This is a genomic window from Paraburkholderia sp. (assembly GCF_036488795.1).
In the GTDB taxonomy this organism is placed as follows: domain Bacteria; phylum Pseudomonadota; class Gammaproteobacteria; order Burkholderiales; family Burkholderiaceae; genus Paraburkholderia.
This window is the reverse complement of sequence record NZ_DASXHA010000085.1, coordinates 1-16,372: the sequence shown is the minus strand read 5'-3', so window position 1 is coordinate 16,372 and position 16,372 is coordinate 1. Positions and strand designations below refer to the sequence as shown.

The following is a 16,372-nucleotide window of genomic DNA, read 5'->3' as shown; positions in this document are numbered from 1 at the left end:
AAGAATCCAGGATTCCGGAAAATCGCGCGCGCCCGGCTCTTGACGACTTTTGACAGATTTATTTATCGCACCCGGGATAAAATTATCTCGACGGCGATAGTTCGAGGTACGTGAGAAGGGCCTTCTCTGTGCCGGGCTATCTGGAGGTGGAGAGCCGTCGTTTCATGCTTCGTTGGGTGACTATCCCCAGTTCGCCCAAGGCGTGCCCATTGCGGGCACGCCTTTTTTTTGGGCAGGCAGCGGGGTGCGCTGCCATCGTCGTACTTTTTCGGCGTTCGGCGCTTAACGCGCTGCCATCACGTCCGCAACCAGCAGCGCGGTCATGTTGACGATCCGGCGTACCGTGGCCGACGAGGTCAGCACGTGCACCGGCTTGGCCGCACCCAGCAAGATCGGCCCAATTGCGATGTTGTTGCCGGCCGCGGTCTTCAGCAGGTTGTACGAAATGTTGGCGGCGTCGATGTTCGGCATCACCAGCAGGTTGGCGTCGCCTTCCAGCGTCGATTCCGGCAGTACTTCGCGACGCAGGTTGGCGTCGAGTGCAACATCGCCGTGCATTTCGCCGTCCACTTGCAGATCCGGAGCGCGCTCGCGCAAGATCTCCAGCACATCGCGCATCTTCTGCGCGGTCGGCGCATTGCTCGTACCGAAGTTCGAGTGCGACACCAGCGCGATCTTCGGCTCAATGCCGAAGCGGCGCACTTCTTCGGCCGCCATGATCGTGATCTCGGCCAGTTGCTCCGGCGTCGGATCGACGTTCACGTGTGTATCCACGAGGAAAATCTGGCGGCCCGGCAGCACCAGACCGTTCATCGCCGCGTAGACGTTGCGACCTTCCTTCTTGCCAATCACCTGATCGATGAAATGCAGGTGGCGATGCGTCGTGCTGACCGTGCCGCAGATCATGCCGTCGGCTTCGCCCTTCTTCACCAGCATCGCGCCGATCAGCGTCGTGCGGCGGCGCATTTCCAGCTTGGCCATCTGCGCGCTGATGCCCTTGCGCGCCATCAGCTTGTGATACGACTGCCAGAAGTCGCGATAACGCTCGTCATGGTCCGTGTTGACGACGGTGTAATCCTGACCGTTGACGAGGCGCAGACCGTAGCGCGCGATGCGCTGCTCGATCACAGCCGGGCGGCCAATCAGGATCGGTTTGGCGAGCTTTTCGTCGACGATGATCTGCAATGCACGCAGAACGCGCTCTTCTTCGCCTTCTGCAAACACGATGCGCTTCTTCTCCGGCTCGACGCCACGCGCCAGCTGGAAGATCGGCTTCATGGTCGTGCCGCTGTGGTAGACGAACTGCTGCAGATGCTGCTCGTAGGCGTCCATGTCCTCGATCGGACGCTGTGCGACGCCGCAATCCATCGCGGCTTTCGCCACCGCCGGCGCCACCTTGACGATCAGGCGCGGATCGAACGGCTTCGGAATCAGATATTCCGGGCCAAACGACAGATCCTGAATGCCGTACGCCGTCGCAACGATATCGCTCTGCTCCTGGCGCGCCAGTTCTGCGATTGCGTTGACTGCCGCGATTTCCATTTCCCGCGTCACCGTCGTCGCGCCCGCGTCCAGCGCGCCGCGGAACAGGAACGGGAACACCAGCACGTTGTTCACCTGATTCGGATAGTCGGTGCGGCCCGTGCACAGCACGGCATCCGGACGCACTTCCAGCGCCAGTTCCGGCAGGATTTCCGGGGTCGGATTCGCCAGCGCCAGAATCAGCGGCCTGTCCGCCATCTGCTTGACCATTTCCTGCTTCAGCACGCCGCCGGCCGAAAGACCCAGGAACACGTCCGCGCCGCCAATGGCTTCAGCCAGGGTGCGGGCTTCGGTTTCGCGCGCAAAGCGCTCCTTGTCCGGGTCCATCAATTCCTTACGGCCCTTGTACACCACGCCGGCCAGGTCGGTCACCATGATGTTCTCGAGCGGCAGGCCAATGTCGACCAGCAGGTCGAGGCAGGCCAGCGCCGCAGCGCCTGCGCCGGAGGCCACCAGCTTGACCTTCTTGATGTCCTTGCCGACCACCTTCAAACCATTGGTGACGGCGGCCGCGACGACGATGGCGGTGCCGTGCTGGTCGTCGTGAAATACCGGAATCTTCATGCGCTTACGGCATTCGCGTTCGACGATGAAGCAGTCCGGCGCCTTGATGTCTTCCAGGTTGATGCCGCCGAAGGTCGGTTCGAGCGCCGCGATCACGTCGACCAGCTTGTGCGGATCCGACTCGTTCAGCTCGATATCGAACACATCGATGCCGGCAAACTTCTTGAACAGCACCGCTTTGCCTTCCATCACCGGCTTGGACGCGAGCGGACCGATGTTGCCCAGACCCAGCACCGCCGTGCCATTCGTCACGACACCGACCAGGTTGCTGCGCGCGGTGAAGCGGGCGGCATTCAGCGGATTCTCGACGATTTCCTCGCACGCGAACGCGACGCCCGGCGAGTACGCCAGCGCCAGATCGCGCTGGTTGATCATCTGCTTCGTAGGGGCGATTGCGATCTTCCCGGGGGTCGGGAATTCGTGATAATCGAGAGCGGCTTCGCGGAGTTTGCTATTGACGGGATTCGACATAAGGCGGGCTTGGAAGTGCGGATTAGAATAGACGTTCGACGGCATTGTAGCGCCATTCCCAGACGTGATTCCTTCAATCCGGGCACAGCTGCCGCGACCGAAACAATGTGAAACGCAGTCAATTTACCCGATCGGCCTATTGCGGCACTGCAGCATCATCACCCTACAATGCTTGCAGTTAGCGGCTTTTCCGTGCACGGATCCTTCCTATGCTTTCTGAGTTTTCGCTGATCGACCGCTTTTTCGCGCGCCGCGCACAGATCACGCGCCTTGGCGACGACGGTTCGCTCGGTATCGGCGACGATTGCGCGCTGTTAGCGCCTCGTCCGGGCGAGATGCTGGCCATTTCTACGGACATGCTGGTAGAAGGCCGCCATTTCTTCCCGGATATCGACCCACACGCGCTCGGCCATAAGGCCCTGGCCGTCAATCTGTCGGATCTGGCCGCGATGGGCGCCAGCCCGCAGGCGTTCACGTTGGCGCTGGCGCTCCCGCAAGCACGTGAAGACTGGCTTGCCGCGTTCAGCGACGGGCTTTTCGAGCTGGCCGAACGCTACGGATGCGATCTGATTGGGGGCGACACGACCGCTGGTCCGCTCAACCTTTGCCTGACTGTTTTCGGCAGCGTCCCTCCTCAACTCGCGCTGCGCCGCGACGCTGCGCGGCCGGGCGACGACATCTGGATCTCGGGCACGCTCGGCGATGCGCGCGCCGGACTCGGCGTGCTGCGCGGCGAGTGGCAAGCCGATGCGGCGGACACTGCGACATTTCGCCGCGCCCTCGAACGCCCCGAGCCGCGCGTCGCGCTCGGTCTCGCGCTCAGAGGTATCGCGCATGCGGCGCTCGACCTGTCGGACGGACTGGCCGGCGATCTTTTGCATATCCTCGAACGCTCGGACCTGCACGCGAGCGTCGACGTCGACGCCGTGCCCCGCTCTGCCGCACTGCGCCGGCTGCCTGCAGACATCCAGCGCCGCTGCACGCTGGCAGGCGGCGACGACTACGAGCTATGCTTTACGGCGCCCGCCGCCGCGCGCGCCGAGGTCGAAGCGGCCGGCGCACGGGTAGGAATTCCGGTGACCCGGATCGGTACAATAAGCGATCCCTTTTCAGCGGATCGTCCCGCCATTCATTGGCAGGACGCAGCCGGCCAACCGCTCACCCTGACCTTGCAAGGCTTCGACCATTTCCATGCAGACTGAACCCTCGCTCGGCCCCGCTGACAAGACTCCGGGTGACGTGCCGCCCGACGGACAGCCGCCTCGCGCGCCCGACCCCGGCGCCGTGCGGCCGCGCCAGGTGAGCGCTCGCTTCATGCTGTCGCATCCACTGCATCTGTTTTCGCTCGGCTTCGGCAGCGGCCTGTCGCCGGTCGCGCCAGGCACCTTCGGCACGCTGTTCGCGTGGGCGTCGTTCGCGGTGCTGAACCGCTATCTGACCGTGCTCGACTGGGGTTTGCTGATCGTGGTGGGTTTTTTCGCCGGCATCTGGATCACCGGGTTCACCGCAAAAAAGCTCGGCATCGAAGATCCGTCGTCTATCGTCTGGGACGAAGTCGTTGCCTTCTGGCTGGTGCTGCTGATGGTCACGCCGGTCACGCTGACAGGCCAGGTGTGGGCGTTCGTCGTCTTCCGTTTCTTCGACACGGTAAAACCTCCGCCCATCCGTTACTTCGACCGCAGATTGAAAGGCGGTTTTGGCATCATGTTTGATGACCTGGTCGCGGCGTTTTTCACTTTGCTCGTGATTGCACTGTGGCGCATGTCGGTCTGACCGTCTCTCGCTTTCCGGAACTACGCATGCCTACCGATTCCGTCGTCCATCAACTTGCGATCCGCGTGAGCAACCGGTTGCGCGACGAACGCCTGATGCTCGTCACCGCAGAGTCCTGCACCGGCGGCATGGTCGCCGCCGCAATCACTGATATTTCCGGCAGCAGCGGCTGGTTCGAGCGCGGCTTCGTCACGTATTCGAATCAGGCCAAAAGCGAAATGATCGGCGTCCCGGCCGATCTGATCGACAAGCACGGCGCGGTCAGCGAACCGGTGGCGCGCGCCATGGCCGAAGGCGCGCTGCGCAACAGCCGCGCGCAGGTGTCGCTCTCCGTCACTGGCGTAGCGGGCCCAGGCGGCGGCACTGAAACCAAGCCGGTCGGCATGGTGTCGTTCGGCTGGAGCAACCGGCTGCATACGTCGGTGGAAACGGTCGTGTTCAAGGGCGATCGCGAAAGAATCCGCGTGCAGGCAGCAGCGCATGCGCTGCGCGGGTTGCTGGCATTGCTGGATGAGCGCGAGCGCTAGGCGGCTACGTTTTCCTCACCCGTCTGCATGTTGTACTGCGTCCCGCGTTGCCTGTTCTCAACTGACCGCCGCTCCACCCGACCCAGCCGCTTATGTCCAGCCAAGCTTTCGCCAAAGACGAACTGATCCGCCGCTTCGATTTGCAAGCGCATCCTGAAGGCGGTTTTTTTCGCGAGACGTATCGATCTGCAGATCAGGTCAGCCGGGCAGCGACGGGTGAGACGCGCGCGGCGTCGACGGCAATCTATTACCTGCTATGCGACGGCGCGCATTCGGCGTGGCATCGAATCAGGTCCGACGAGGTCTGGCATTTTTATGCCGGCGAGCCGCTGCTGGTGCATGTGCTCGACGCAACGGGCGCGTTGATCACGCACCGCCTCGGCAATGCGCTCACCCATCCGGGCACCGTGTTTCAGGCCGTCGTGCCCGCAGGCTTGTGGTTTGCCGCGGAATGCGAGAACCCGGCGACGCACGCACTGGTTGGCTGCACCGTGGCGCCGGGGTTCGAATTTAGCGAGTTCGAACTGGCGGATATCGGCGCCCTGCAGAAGGCGTATCCAGCACATGCGGAGTGCGTGGCGCGCCTGGGTCCGGCGATACGGCCTGCATGATCAGCACAAAACGCCGGGACACGGCCAGCCCGAGCCCCGGCAGCCGGCACCCGCTCACCGATACGCGTTGATCCGATCCCGCGTCGCTTGTGCGGCCTGCGCTGCCGCCTGGCCGAAGTCCTCGCCCTTGCCCGCGTAGATGATCGCCCGTGAGGAGTTGATCAGCATGCCGCTGCCCGCCGCGGTGCGGCCTGCGTTCACCGTGGCTTCGACATCGCCGCCTTGCGCGCCGATGCCCGGAATCAGCAGCGGCATGTCGCCCACGATCCCACGCACCACCTCAATCTCTTTCGGGAAAGTTGCGCCCACCACGAGGCCAAGCTGGCCGCTCGCATTCCATTTGTCCGCCGCCAGTTGCGCGACCACCTGATACAGCGGGCGCCCCGCCGTTTCGAGAAACTGCAGATCCGAGCCGCCCGGGTTGGAAGTACGGCACAGCACGATCACACCCTTGCCGTGATGCTCGAGGTACGGCTCGATCGAATCGAAGCCCATATACGGATTCACCGTGACGGCGTCCGCAGCGTAACGCTCGAAGACCTCGCGCGCATATTGCTCTGCGGTGCTGCCGATATCACCGCGCTTCGCATCGAGAATCACCGGCAGGCCAGGATGCTTCTCATGGATATGCGCGATCAGCTGCTCGAGCTGGTCTTCCGCACGATGCGCAGCGAAGTAGGCAATTTGCGGCTTGAACGACGACGCATACGGCGCGGTTGCGTCGACGATGGTGCGGCAGAATTCGAAGATCGCATCGGCGCGGCCGGCGAGTGCGGCAGGGAATCGGGTCGGCTCGGGATCGAGGCCGACGCACAGCAGCGAATTCGTACGCTGCCAGGCGTCGTTGAGTGTCTGGCTGAAAGTGGACACGGTCTGTATGGACACGTTCTGTATAGACATGGGCGGTCTCGTGGCGGGGCGATAGGAGAAGTGGCGCGTATTTTACCCGTCCTCGTGCGCCTGACGCGCCGGGCACCGCCAAAACCCGGCTTCGTCAGCCTTCACCGCCCCCTCATGCCCCGACCCGCCTCGCCTATTGTCGACGCGTCCCGCGTGCACCCGCCGCGGCACGCAAGCCGGTGCGCTCAACTGTAAAGCGGAACGACCGCGTCAGGCGCTGGCCGCGCGCGAGCATGGTCATGCCGTTTTCGGCCGCGCCGCCCGGCAGGTTCATCGCGTTGATCGGATGATCCACTGGTTCGAAGCAGAAAAACTCTTCACCGGGCGGTGTGTAGAGCACGTAGTAATCGGTGTCCGCTGCGATCGTCAGGGAGAGACGCCGCTTCGGCCAGACTACGGCGGCCTGTCCGCTCCAGCCGGTAAACGCATGATTGACGACCGTCTCCGGCAACGGATACGCAACGCCGAACTGCCAGGCCGGCGGCGCCGGCACGTGCCGCACCGGCAACCAGTCGTCGCCTTGCAGCCACAACCCGGCCGCCGCCGCGGACAGCTCCGTTTGCGCATCGCGCACGAAGAACGGGTGAATGCCGAGACCGAACGGCATGGTGTCACGCCCGGTATTTTCAATCTCCAGCGTGATCACGAGCGTCGCGCCTTCGAGCGAATACGTCTGCGCCGCGCGGTACGCGTACGGTTTGCCGCTGCTGCGATCGAGCGTCAGACGCAGGTTCTCGCGGTCGCTGTCGGCAACGCTCCAATGCGCGAGCCAGCCGTCGCCATGGATCGGCAACGCTTCGCCGGGGCGATTGCGCGCGACTTCGACGCGCCGGCCGCCGACCTCGAAATAGCCCCCGCCGATCCGGTTCGAATACGGCAGCAGCGAATAACAGGCCAGCTGATTCGGATCGGTATCGCTGTCCACGTGGCGGCAACGGCGAAAGATCGGCACCAGCGCGCCTTCGTTGCGCCAGTCGAAACGGGTGACGCCGCCGCCGAGCAGCGGCGCCACGTCGAGCCGCAATTGGGTGTTGGCAAGCGTGATGCACGCGACGTCGGCTGCACTGCCTTCGCCGAGCGCCACCGCCGATGTGCTGGGTCCCGCCAGCACAGGATTGGCGGCGGCCGCGAGGCGCGCGCGACGCGTCTGCGAAGCCGCCGAACTGCTCGAGGCGGTGGCGGAAGTCGAAGAGGTCGAACTGCTGGAAGAAGGTGAAACGAGATTCGCAACAGTCATATCAGGCTCCAACGAGAGGCGAGGGACGTTGCCGTCATGGTTGACGGACGTTTATGCGGGCGACTCGGCCGGCCGCCTCTTTGAGTCCTTGGGTCCTTCTTCACGCTGCGCAACACTGCAACCCGCAACTGCAAAAAACCTCAAAGCCCTGCGGGACGCAAAGGCGCCCCCTACCCGATCAGTTCAGTCAAACGGCGTCGCCGCGCGGCACACCTTCAAACAGCGGTTCAGGCAAACCGCGCTGACCCGGCACCGCCACGAACACACCGCCGGCTTGCGTGTCGCTCGCAAGCGCGGCCGCATCCAGATCCGCGCGCGCGCTGGTGATATACAGCGTACCCAGTTGCGCGCCGCCGAATGCGACACAGCTCGGCTGCACGGTCGGCACGCTCACCCGCGCCGTTTCGACACCGTTCGCGTCGTAACGCACCACGCGAGCGCCGCCCCATTGCGCGTTCCACAAACCGCCGTCCCGATCGATCGTCGAACCATCCGGTTCACCCGTCGCATCCGTCAACGTCGTGAAGACGCGGTCGTTCGCGATGCTGCCGTCTGCGTGGTAATCGCATGCGCGAATTTCGCGTGTCGGCGAATCGCAGTAGTACATCGTGCCGCCGTCCGGACTGAAGGCGATGCTATTCGAAATAGCCGGCGCCGGCAAAGGCAAACGCTCCAGCGACAGATCGCGATTGAGCCGGTAGAAGCCGCCCACGGCGCGTAAGGGCGAACCCTCATCTTTCGTACCAAACACGAAGCGCCCCTGCCGATCGCACCTGCCGTCGTTCACGCGCGTGTCCAAACCGGGTTCGACCTCGACGATACGCTGAGTCTCGCCAGTTGCAAGGTCGAAAAACGCCAGATGCGTCGCCAGACCGAGTAAAAGGTAGTGCGGATCGGCGCAGAGCGCAAACGTGGCGAGGCGCTCCGGCATCGTCCAGGAGGTGCTGCTGCCGTCGCCCGGATCGTAGCGCCATAGACGCGCGCCTTCAATATCGGTCCAGTAGAAACGGTTTGTCCGCGCACACCAGGTCGCGCCTTCACCCAGCGTGCATTGCGCGTCGACCAGCAGTGTGGCGGGGGCGATACGTTGTGTTTCGCTCACGCCCAGCCTCCGTCGACCACGAGGTCTTGCGCCGTGATCAGGCGGCTGTCGTCGGCGGCGAGAAACAGCGCCATGCGCGCCAGATCCTCAGGCATGAGTTCGGCATTGATGCACTGACCTTCCTTGATCGAGCGACGGCCCGCGTCGTCGAGCCACAAGCGCTTTTGCTTTTCCGTCATCACCCAACCCGGCACCAGGGTATTCACGCGGATGTTGAAACTCCCGAGGTCGCGGGCGAGGCCGCGCGTGAGTCCCTGGACCGCCGACTTCGACATCGTGTAGACCGGAAAGCCGCCCTGTTTCAGCATCCAGCTGATCGAGCCGAGATTGATGATCGAGCCGCGCCCGGCTGCTTTCATGTCGTCCGCCACAGCCTGAGCGACGAAGAACTGGTGGCGGATGTTCACCGCGATACCCGCGTCGAACGATTCGGGCGTGACCTCTTCAATCTTGTGACGTTTGTCATTCGCCGCGTTGTTGACGAGCACTTCGAGCGGGCCGAGTGCGGCTTTGACGTCGGCGACTGCTTTCTTCAACGCGTCGATGTCCGTCAGATCGCAGGCCAGAAACAGCGGCTTGTGCCGCGCATCGCCGAGTTGATCGGCGAGCGCCTCGCCGGCGCTCGCGTCGATATCGAAGAACGCGACGCGCGAACCCTGCGCCGCGAAATGCTCGACGAACGACGCGCCGATACCGGTCGCGCCACCGGTAACCAGCACCGTCCGGTCGACGAGACTCGGATAGCGCGCATACGGGTTATCCGCGTGGCGGGCGTTCGGATTGGCCGGAGACGACATCGCTGGATTCCTCAGTTCGACAGGTTAATCAGTCAAGGCGCATCAATCGCGCGCGCCGCGGTTCTTCAACTGGTCGAGCAGCACGGCGGCCAGCAGAATCGCACCCCGCACAAGATACTGGTAGAACGCGTCGATGTTCAACAGGTTCATCACGTTTTCGACCGTGCCCATGATCAGCACGCCGATCACCACGCCGGAAATCGTCGCGCGGCCGCCGAGCAGCGAGACGCCGCCGAGCACGCAAGCGGAGATCACGTTCAGTTCGAAGCCTTCGGCGGCGTTCGGCTGACCCGAGGTGATCCGCGAAGCCAGAATCACGCCGGCCAGCGCGGTCACGGCGCCCTGCACCAGGAAGATGTACACACGGGTGCGCTCGACGTTGATACCGGCCAGACGCGAAGCTTCCGGATTGCCGCCGATGGCCAGCGTATTGCGGCCGTACACCGTCTGATTGAGCATCACGCCGAACACGATGAAGCACAGCAGCGTGACCCAGATCGGCAGCGAGACGCCGAACATCGACAGGCCGCCCAGCGCGATGAACGTATCCGACGACACGCCGACCGCCTGACCGTGCGACACGATAAAGCCCAGACCGCGGACGATTTCCATCGTGGCCAGCGTGGTGATCAGCGCGTTGATGCGCAGATACGCAATCACCGCGCCGTTGATGAAGCCGATCACGCCGCCCGCCACGACTGCCGCGATGATCGCGATGAACGTGTTGCCGGTGGCGTTGAGCACCATCGCGCACAGCACGCCGGCGAACGCCACCGTCGAGCCCACGGACAAATCGAAGTCACGCGAGGCGAGACAGAACATCATCGTGCACGCGACCATGCCGATCTGCGAGATCGACAGGGCGAGACCCAGCATGTTCTCGATCGAGAAAAAGTGGTCGACCGTTACCGACATCGTGATGAACATGATCGCGAAGATCACGATCAGGCTGTAGTCGGTGACCTGCTGCCACCATTTCTGCTTGTCGCTGCTCTGCGGAATCAGCGCTTCGGCGGCGGCCTTGCCGGCCTGTTGCGCGAGGTTTTCTCTGGCTTGCATTTGATTACTCCTCCCGTTTTCGTCACGGGCTGACGGGTTGTTAGAGACTTGCGTCCGTTCGGTTTCAGGCCGCTTGCGGTGCGGTGTCTTGCGGTGCGGTCGAGCTTTGCGGCAGCGCGAGGCTCAGCACGGTCTGCTCGGTGGCCTGGCTGCGCGGCAATTCGCCGGAGATGCGGCCCTGCCGCATCACCACGACCCGGTCGGAGACGCCGAGCACTTCCGGCAGTTCAGACGAAATCATCACGATTGCGCAGCCGCGTTCCGCGAGCTGATAGATCACGTTATAGATCTCATGCTTCGCGCCGACGTCGATTCCTCGGGTCGGTTCGTCGAGAATCACCACCTTCAGATCCGGCTCCGCGAGCCAGCGCGACAGAATGGCTTTCTGCTGATTGCCGCCGGACAAAAAGCGGATCTTCTGGCGACGGTTCGGCGTCTTGATCTTCAGCAGCCTGATAAAACGGTCCGCCGTTTCCGCCTCTTTCTTGCGGTTCAGGAAAAAGCCGCCGCGCAAATAGTGGCGCCGGCAGCTGATGTTGATGTTCTCGGACACGGTCGCCATCGCCACGATGCCCTCTTCCTTCCGATCTTCCGGACACAGCACGATGCCGTGACGGATCGCTTCGCCCGCGCTGCGCACCTTGATGGTCTTGCCGTCGAGCACGATCTCGCCGCTCTTCTTGTGGTCCGCGCCGTACACGAGATGCATCAGTTCGCTGCGGCCCGCGCCCACCAGACCGAAGAAGCCGACAATCTCACCGCGCCGCACTTCGAAGCTGGCCGGCTCCTTGAGCGGGTGGCCTTCCACGGCTTTCGCCGCGAAGCGAACTTCACCGAGTTCGCGCGGCTTGTAGCTGTAGATGTCCGAAATTTCGCGGCCCACCATCTCGCTCACGATCGTGTCGCGGCTCACGCCTTCCAGGGTCGGATGCGAGGCGACCTTGCGGCCGTCGCGGAAGATCGTGCAGGCGTCGCACAGTTCGTAAATCTCGTCCATCCGGTGCGAGATGTAGATCATCGCCCGGTTATCGGCGCGCAGGTCGCGCACCAGCTTGAACAGCACTTCGGTCTCGCTGTGCGACAGCGAACTGGTCGGCTCGTCCAGCGCGATCACGCGCGCATTGCGCATCAACGCCTTGCAGATTTCGACCATCTGGCGCTGCGCGATCGAGAGCTTGCCCAGTTTCGCATTGGGGTCGAGTGCGACACCCATGGCTTCCAGCCGCTCGCGCACGAAGCGTTTCGCCTGGCGTTTGTTGACCCAGCCGAGCGAGTTCGGCAACTGGCCGAGCAGCAGGTTTTCCGCGACCGTGAGATCGGGTACGTATTGCAGTTCCTGGTGAATCACCGCGACCCCGGCCGCGATCGACGCAGCGGCGCTGCCGAAGCGCACCTCGTTGCCATCGATCATCAGGCGCCCGGAATTGGGCTGATATTCACCGCCGAGAATCTTGAGCAGGGTTGATTTCCCTGCGCCGTTTTCGCCCATCAGGCCGTGCACCTGGCCGACGTTCACGTCGAAGGACACTCCGTCGAGCGCGCGCACGCCTGGAAAGACCTTACCAATATTGTCAAAACGCAGCGTCGCTGACACTTCGCCTCCTGTTGCATCCTGTGAACCGTGTATGCCCACGCGGCTGTGGCTTCGCCGGCACGACGGTCTATCCCAAACGTTGTTGCCCCTTGCCAGCGCGCGTGCCGCTCACCTGGGGCGCGCGCTGTCGTTGCGGTAGGCGGCCGCCGGGATCCGCAGATCCAGCGGCCGCCCGCAGCACTGCTGCTACGTCCTGCTCATTGTGCTGCTTACTTCGATGCGAGGCCCATCTTTTCGCGCACGTCCGCAACGTTGTCACGCGTGGCCAGCATGCCGGTCGTCAGGGTCAGCATCGGCGGTTCCTTGCCTTGCGTGATCCAGTCGTACATCAGCGTCGAGGTTTCTTCGCCGTGGCGCTTCGGGCTGATGATGACGGTGCCGTAGAAGCCCGTCGGCGTCGGCTTCTTGAACTCGTTCAGAGCCGAGTCCGAGCCGCCGATACCGATGCCGATCATGTTGTCCGCCTTGAAGCCGCGCCCTTCCGCTGCACGCACGGCGCCGAGCACGGCTTCGTCGTTCAGGCCATAGGCGATCCAGTGCTTGAACTGCGGGTTCTTGGTCAGCGCGATGTTGGCGGCGTTGAACGCGTTTTCCGTGTCGGTCTTCGCTTGCGGCGCTTCAATGATGTTGGCCTTCGGGAAGCCGGCAGCCTCGAGGGCTTCCGTAGCGCCGCCCGTGCGGTCAACTGCGGTCGGCAGCTGGTTGTAGGTCACGTCGATCGCGCCCACGTCCTTCATGTCCCAACCACGCTTCTTGATTTCCGCAGCGAGGCCTTCGCCGACCTGCTTGCCGATGTTGAAAGCCGAGATGCCCATGTGCGGCACGCTCGCGATCGGCTTGCCCGCACCGTCGACGAGGCGGTCGTCGACCGTCATCATCTTCAGTCCGTCAGCCTTGGCCTTTGCGACGATGCCCGGTCCGAGCTTGACGTCCGGCGTGCAAATGATGAAGCCTTGCGCCTTCTGGGCCGCGAGGTTGTCAATTGCGCTCATTACCTTCTCGCCCGACGGCGCGCCGATCTTCACGAGCGTGAAGCCCTTCTCTTTGGCGGCGATCTCAGCAAACTTCCATTCGTCCTGGAACCACGGCTCTTCCGGCTGCTTCACCAGAAAACCGATCTTGACCGAGTCAGCGGCCTGGACGACGGGTGCGTTGAACAGCACACCTGCCGCTGCGGCTGCCAGCGTGAGGAATATTCTTCGTTTCATGTTGCAGTCTCCTGACTAATTAGTAGATAACGAGAAGGTATTGGCCGCGTCTTCTTATCCCGGACCTGACACACGCGGCCAGCGCGTCAACCGGTTCAAGCTAATCGGTCAAACTCATCATTACGCTCTATGGCGTTTTGCTTCTTCTGCGACGCGCGCCGCGTGGCGCACGGCTGCTCGCTCTGTGTTGTTGCCTTGTCAGTCGTGATAGAGCGCCGAGCGCCCACCGTCGACCGTGATACAGCTTGCATTGATGAACGGCGCCTCATCCGATGCGAGGAACACCGCTGTCATTGCCACTTCTTCCGGGCGGCCGATCCGCTTCATGGGCTGCAGGTCCAGCGTGGCCTGCCTCGCCGCTGCGGGATCGGTCTGGCCGTTCCACCAGTCATGCGTCAGTTGCGTTTCGATGTAACCCGGCGCGATGGCGTTCACGCGGACATTGCGCGGCGCGTATTCGATGCCGAGCGCGCGCGTCAGTCCAATCACGCCGTGCTTGGCGACCGGATACGGGAAGCACCCCGGAATGATCTTGAACGCATGGGTCGACGCAATGTTCACGATGCTCCCCGCGCCCCGCTCCACCATGCCCGGCAACACCGCGCGGCAACCGTTCCAGACGCCGTCCAGGTCGACGGCGAAGCAGCGGCGCCAGTCGTCGTCGGTCATGGTCAGCGGGTCGCAAAACACGTTGATGCCGGCATTGTTCACGAGCACGTCCACCTGACCGAAGGCGCGCTGCGCCTCGCTCACGGCGTGCTGCACGGAGGCGGATTGCGTGACGTCGGTTGGCACGGCCAGCACTTTGGCACCGCTCGCCGCTTCGATTTCCTGCGCGGTGCGCTGTGCGGTTTCCTTATCCAGTTCGGCCAGCACGACTGCGGCGCCTTCGCGCGCAAACGCGAGCGCGATCGCAGCCCCGATGCCGCGACCGGCACCGGTGATCAACGCGACCTTGTTGGCGAGCCGGTTCATTTCTTCGCGCTCGCCCGGGCGATCCGCAAGCCGTTGATGTACGCCCTGGCATGCGACGCGGTCGCTGCCACGCTCTGGCCCGGCTTGTACAGCGCCGAGCCGAGCCCGAAGCCGTTCGCGCCGGCGCTCAGGAACGGTCCCATGTTGTCCGGCGTGATGCCGCCGACCGGCACCAGCGGCACTTCGCCCGCGATCACCGCGCGCCATGCCTTCACGACGTTGCAGCCGAGTTGCTCGGCGGGGAACATCTTCAGCACGTCGGCGCCGTTTTTCAGCGCCAGAAAGGCTTCGTTCGGCGTGGCGACGCCGGGCGAGCAAGCCATGCCCTGCGCCTTTGCGGCGATGACGACTTCAGCGTCGCTATGCGGCATCACAATCAGGTCGCCGCCCGCCGACTTCACATCCTTGACGAAACTCGCGTGCAGCACCGTGCCTGCGCCGACGATCGCGTCAGCCGGCAAGGCCTTGCGGATTGCCGCGATGCTGTCGAACGGCTGCGGCGAATTGAGCGGCACTTCGACGATCCGGAACCCTGCCTCATAGAGCGCCTGGCCGTGCTCGGCAGCGTCCACGGGCGTGATGCCGCGCAGAATTGCGATCAGCGGACAGGTTTCGAACGCCGCGATCAGGCCGGCATGCGGCATGTACGGAGCAGGCAGGTTGATATGAGGTTGCATGTCGGTTCCTTGTCGATGTCGTGTGCGGCGCAGCCTGGGTCCGTCAGCTGGCGTGCGCCTTGAGCGCTGCGCCCGGCGCCGGCTTCACGAGTCCGGCCTGGGTGGCGACGCGCCACAAGCCGCGCTCGGTGGCCTGCTTGACCAGTTCCGCCTGGGTGCAGCCGAACTGGCCCAGCGCCAGCCGGTAACGCTCGCACAATGCTTCATTACCGATCAGGCGCAATGCGTGCCCGGCGAGGCCGGTTTGCTGCTGCGCGAGGACGGCGTCGAGACCTGCCAGTTCGTGGCCGATCAACAGGCCGGACAGATAGTCGGGTTGCTGTTCACCGCTCAGCTGGCCAGTCAGGCCGAGCGTGCGCGTGCTGAAGACGGTGGCGAGCGGCCCGGCCTGACCCTTCTCGCGCGCGATATTCACGCCGCGCAGGAAAGCATCGGTGTCCAGATGCGCCGGGTTGACCATGGTGCGGCCGAGAATCGTATGGTCGCGTAGCGCGGCGAAGATTTCGCCCGTCATGAACGTATGAAAACGTTCGATCCGCTCGCCGTGCACCACCACCCATTTGGCGTGCGTGCCGGGCAGACCGATCAGTTCGCGCTGCTGACCCAGGCCCTCGGCTGCAACGCCGCTCTCGCCGAGGGCGCCGAAAATCTGCGTTTCCTCGCCGCGCATCACGTTGGGCAGCTCGCCGCGCTGCAGTACGCCCGGCACGATATGCAGCGTGATGCCGCGCGCCGTCTGCACCCGGACAATGCCCGCGACCAGCGCGTCGGCACTGGCCGGCGCGTCGACGTACGGCGCTTCGAGCCAGCCTTGCGCGCTGCCGACCATGCCCGCCGCGATCACCGGCACGCCGGGTGCACGTTCGAGCCATGCGCCACAGGCGGCTTCGAAGGCGGCATCGAAGCCGCCTTGCGCGGCCGGGCGCGGCAGATTCATGATGCCCGCGCTCGATTCGCGCGTGGCCAGCACATTGCCGGCGGCGTCGAACAGGTAGGCGCGCAGCGACGTCGTGCCCCAGTCGAGCGCGACCAGCGCGGCCTGATCCACGTTGACGCCTTGCGTCTGCTGTGCGGCGTCTACTGCGCCAACAGAGGCGGCATTCGCGGCGTTCGTGACGCTTGCAGCATGGGTGACATTGGCGACCGGCATGGGAGAACCCGATTGCGTCATCGTTTGATCCTGCGGGTCGCGGGCTGCGGCACACGCCAGCCGAGTTCTTCCGAAATCGCGCGCGCTTCGCGCTGTACGACCGGGATCAGCTCGTCCATCCGTTCGAGCGACATATAGGGAATCGTGCTCGCCACCGACAATGCCGCGACCACCGCGCCCGATGC

Annotated in this window: 15 protein-coding genes and 1 pseudogene; 4 read left to right on the top strand and 12 right to left on the bottom strand. The window is 63.9% G+C overall.

Annotation, left to right across the window (positions count from 1 at the left end):
* Positions 1-282: 282 nt before the first annotated feature.
* Positions 283-2,622, bottom strand: a complete 2,340-nt coding sequence (locus VGH41_RS11365) for an NADP-dependent malic enzyme (protein WP_331597518.1) — start codon at positions 2,620-2,622, stop codon at positions 283-285.
* Between the two features lie 164 nt (positions 2,623-2,786).
* Between VGH41_RS11365 and thiL the strand changes: the two genes are divergently transcribed.
* The 4 genes from thiL (at position 2,787) to VGH41_RS11345 (ending at position 5,488) form a co-directional block, all read left to right on the top strand.
* Positions 2,787-3,779 carry a thiamine-phosphate kinase gene (gene thiL, locus VGH41_RS11360; protein WP_331597517.1) on the top strand — a complete coding sequence of 331 codons (993 nt, stop codon included), beginning with the start codon at positions 2,787-2,789 and terminating at the stop codon, positions 3,777-3,779.
* On the top strand, positions 3,769-4,350 hold the full coding sequence (locus VGH41_RS11355) for a phosphatidylglycerophosphatase A (protein WP_331597515.1): 582 nt from the start codon (positions 3,769-3,771) through the stop codon (positions 4,348-4,350). Before thiL ends, VGH41_RS11355 begins: the two co-directional genes overlap by 11 nt.
* Before the next feature lie 26 nt (positions 4,351-4,376).
* On the top strand, positions 4,377-4,877 hold the full coding sequence (locus VGH41_RS11350) for a CinA family protein (protein WP_331597514.1): 501 nt from the start codon (positions 4,377-4,379) through the stop codon (positions 4,875-4,877).
* A gap of 92 nt (positions 4,878-4,969) precedes the next feature.
* Positions 4,970-5,488, top strand: a complete 519-nt coding sequence (locus VGH41_RS11345) for a cupin domain-containing protein (protein ID WP_331597513.1) — start codon at positions 4,970-4,972, stop codon at positions 5,486-5,488.
* A gap of 54 nt (positions 5,489-5,542) precedes the next feature.
* On the opposite strand, the gene pyrF is transcribed toward VGH41_RS11345, so the two are convergent.
* From pyrF to VGH41_RS11290, 11 genes and pseudogenes are all read right to left on the bottom strand, one after another.
* Positions 5,543-6,358: an orotidine-5'-phosphate decarboxylase gene (pyrF, locus tag VGH41_RS11340; RefSeq protein ID WP_331597551.1), complete on the bottom strand. Its 816-nt coding sequence runs from the start codon at positions 6,356-6,358 to the stop codon at positions 5,543-5,545.
* 163 nt (positions 6,359-6,521) lie between these two features.
* Positions 6,522-7,625, bottom strand: coding sequence for an aldose 1-epimerase (locus VGH41_RS11335; RefSeq protein WP_331597512.1), 1,104 nt, complete (start codon positions 7,623-7,625; stop codon positions 6,522-6,524).
* Positions 7,626-7,812: 187 nt separating this feature from the next.
* Entirely contained in the window at positions 7,813-8,727 is a 915-nt protein-coding gene (locus VGH41_RS11330) for an SMP-30/gluconolactonase/LRE family protein (protein WP_331597511.1), read from the bottom strand.
* Positions 8,724-9,524 carry an SDR family oxidoreductase gene (locus tag VGH41_RS11325; protein WP_331597510.1) on the bottom strand — a complete coding sequence of 267 codons (801 nt, stop codon included), beginning with the start codon at positions 9,522-9,524 and terminating at the stop codon, positions 8,724-8,726. The genes VGH41_RS11330 and VGH41_RS11325 overlap by 4 nt, the downstream gene beginning before the upstream one ends.
* 42 nt (positions 9,525-9,566) lie before the next feature.
* Positions 9,567-10,583 (bottom strand): L-arabinose ABC transporter permease AraH, encoded by a 1,017-nt coding sequence (gene araH / locus VGH41_RS11320; protein ID WP_331597509.1) that lies wholly within the window; start codon positions 10,581-10,583, stop codon positions 9,567-9,569.
* 64 nt (positions 10,584-10,647) lie between these two features.
* Entirely contained in the window at positions 10,648-12,177 is a 1,530-nt protein-coding gene (gene araG / locus VGH41_RS11315) for an L-arabinose ABC transporter ATP-binding protein AraG (RefSeq protein ID WP_331597508.1), read from the bottom strand.
* A gap of 209 nt (positions 12,178-12,386) precedes the next feature.
* Positions 12,387-13,385, bottom strand: coding sequence for an arabinose ABC transporter substrate-binding protein (locus tag VGH41_RS11310; RefSeq protein ID WP_331597507.1), 999 nt, complete (start codon positions 13,383-13,385; stop codon positions 12,387-12,389).
* A gap of 198 nt (positions 13,386-13,583) precedes the next feature.
* Positions 13,584-14,360 (bottom strand): SDR family oxidoreductase, encoded by a 777-nt coding sequence (locus tag VGH41_RS11305; protein WP_331597505.1) that lies wholly within the window; start codon positions 14,358-14,360, stop codon positions 13,584-13,586.
* On the bottom strand, positions 14,357-15,037 hold the full coding sequence (locus VGH41_RS11300) for a 2-dehydro-3-deoxy-6-phosphogalactonate aldolase (RefSeq protein WP_331597504.1): 681 nt from the start codon (positions 15,035-15,037) through the stop codon (positions 14,357-14,359). The genes VGH41_RS11305 and VGH41_RS11300 overlap by 4 nt, the downstream gene beginning before the upstream one ends.
* 43 nt (positions 15,038-15,080) lie before the next feature.
* Positions 15,081-16,208, bottom strand: coding sequence for a 2-dehydro-3-deoxygalactonokinase (locus VGH41_RS11295; protein WP_331597503.1), 1,128 nt, complete (start codon positions 16,206-16,208; stop codon positions 15,081-15,083).
* Positions 16,205-16,372, bottom strand: a pseudogene (locus VGH41_RS11290) (IclR family transcriptional regulator); the annotation flags it as partial. The pseudogene VGH41_RS11290 and the gene VGH41_RS11295, both read right to left, overlap by 4 nt.

What these genes read in the sequence shown, in the direction of transcription:
- VGH41_RS11365 (WP_331597518.1), bottom strand. Translation starts at nt 2,622, where the DNA reads ATGCCGTCGAACGTCTATTCTAATCCGCACTTCCAAGCCCGCCTTATG.
- thiL (WP_331597517.1), top strand. Translation starts at nt 2,787, where the DNA reads ATGCTTTCTGAGTTTTCGCTGATCGACCGCTTTTTCGCGCGCCGCGCA.
- VGH41_RS11355 (WP_331597515.1), top strand. Translation starts at nt 3,769, where the DNA reads ATGCAGACTGAACCCTCGCTCGGCCCCGCTGACAAGACTCCGGGTGAC.
- VGH41_RS11350 (WP_331597514.1), top strand. Translation starts at nt 4,377, where the DNA reads ATGCCTACCGATTCCGTCGTCCATCAACTTGCGATCCGCGTGAGCAAC.
- VGH41_RS11345 (WP_331597513.1), top strand. Translation starts at nt 4,970, where the DNA reads ATGTCCAGCCAAGCTTTCGCCAAAGACGAACTGATCCGCCGCTTCGAT.
- VGH41_RS11335 (WP_331597512.1), bottom strand. Translation starts at nt 7,625, where the DNA reads ATGACTGTTGCGAATCTCGTTTCACCTTCTTCCAGCAGTTCGACCTCT.
- VGH41_RS11325 (WP_331597510.1), bottom strand. Translation starts at nt 9,524, where the DNA reads ATGTCGTCTCCGGCCAATCCGAACGCCCGCCACGCGGATAACCCGTAT.
- araH (WP_331597509.1), bottom strand. Translation starts at nt 10,583, where the DNA reads ATGCAAGCCAGAGAAAACCTCGCGCAACAGGCCGGCAAGGCCGCCGCC.
- VGH41_RS11310 (WP_331597507.1), bottom strand. Translation starts at nt 13,385, where the DNA reads ATGAAACGAAGAATATTCCTCACGCTGGCAGCCGCAGCGGCAGGTGTG.
- VGH41_RS11305 (WP_331597505.1), bottom strand. Translation starts at nt 14,360, where the DNA reads ATGAACCGGCTCGCCAACAAGGTCGCGTTGATCACCGGTGCCGGTCGC.
- VGH41_RS11300 (WP_331597504.1), bottom strand. Translation starts at nt 15,037, where the DNA reads ATGCAACCTCATATCAACCTGCCTGCTCCGTACATGCCGCATGCCGGC.
- VGH41_RS11295 (WP_331597503.1), bottom strand. Translation starts at nt 16,208, where the DNA reads ATGACGCAATCGGGTTCTCCCATGCCGGTCGCCAATGTCACCCATGCT.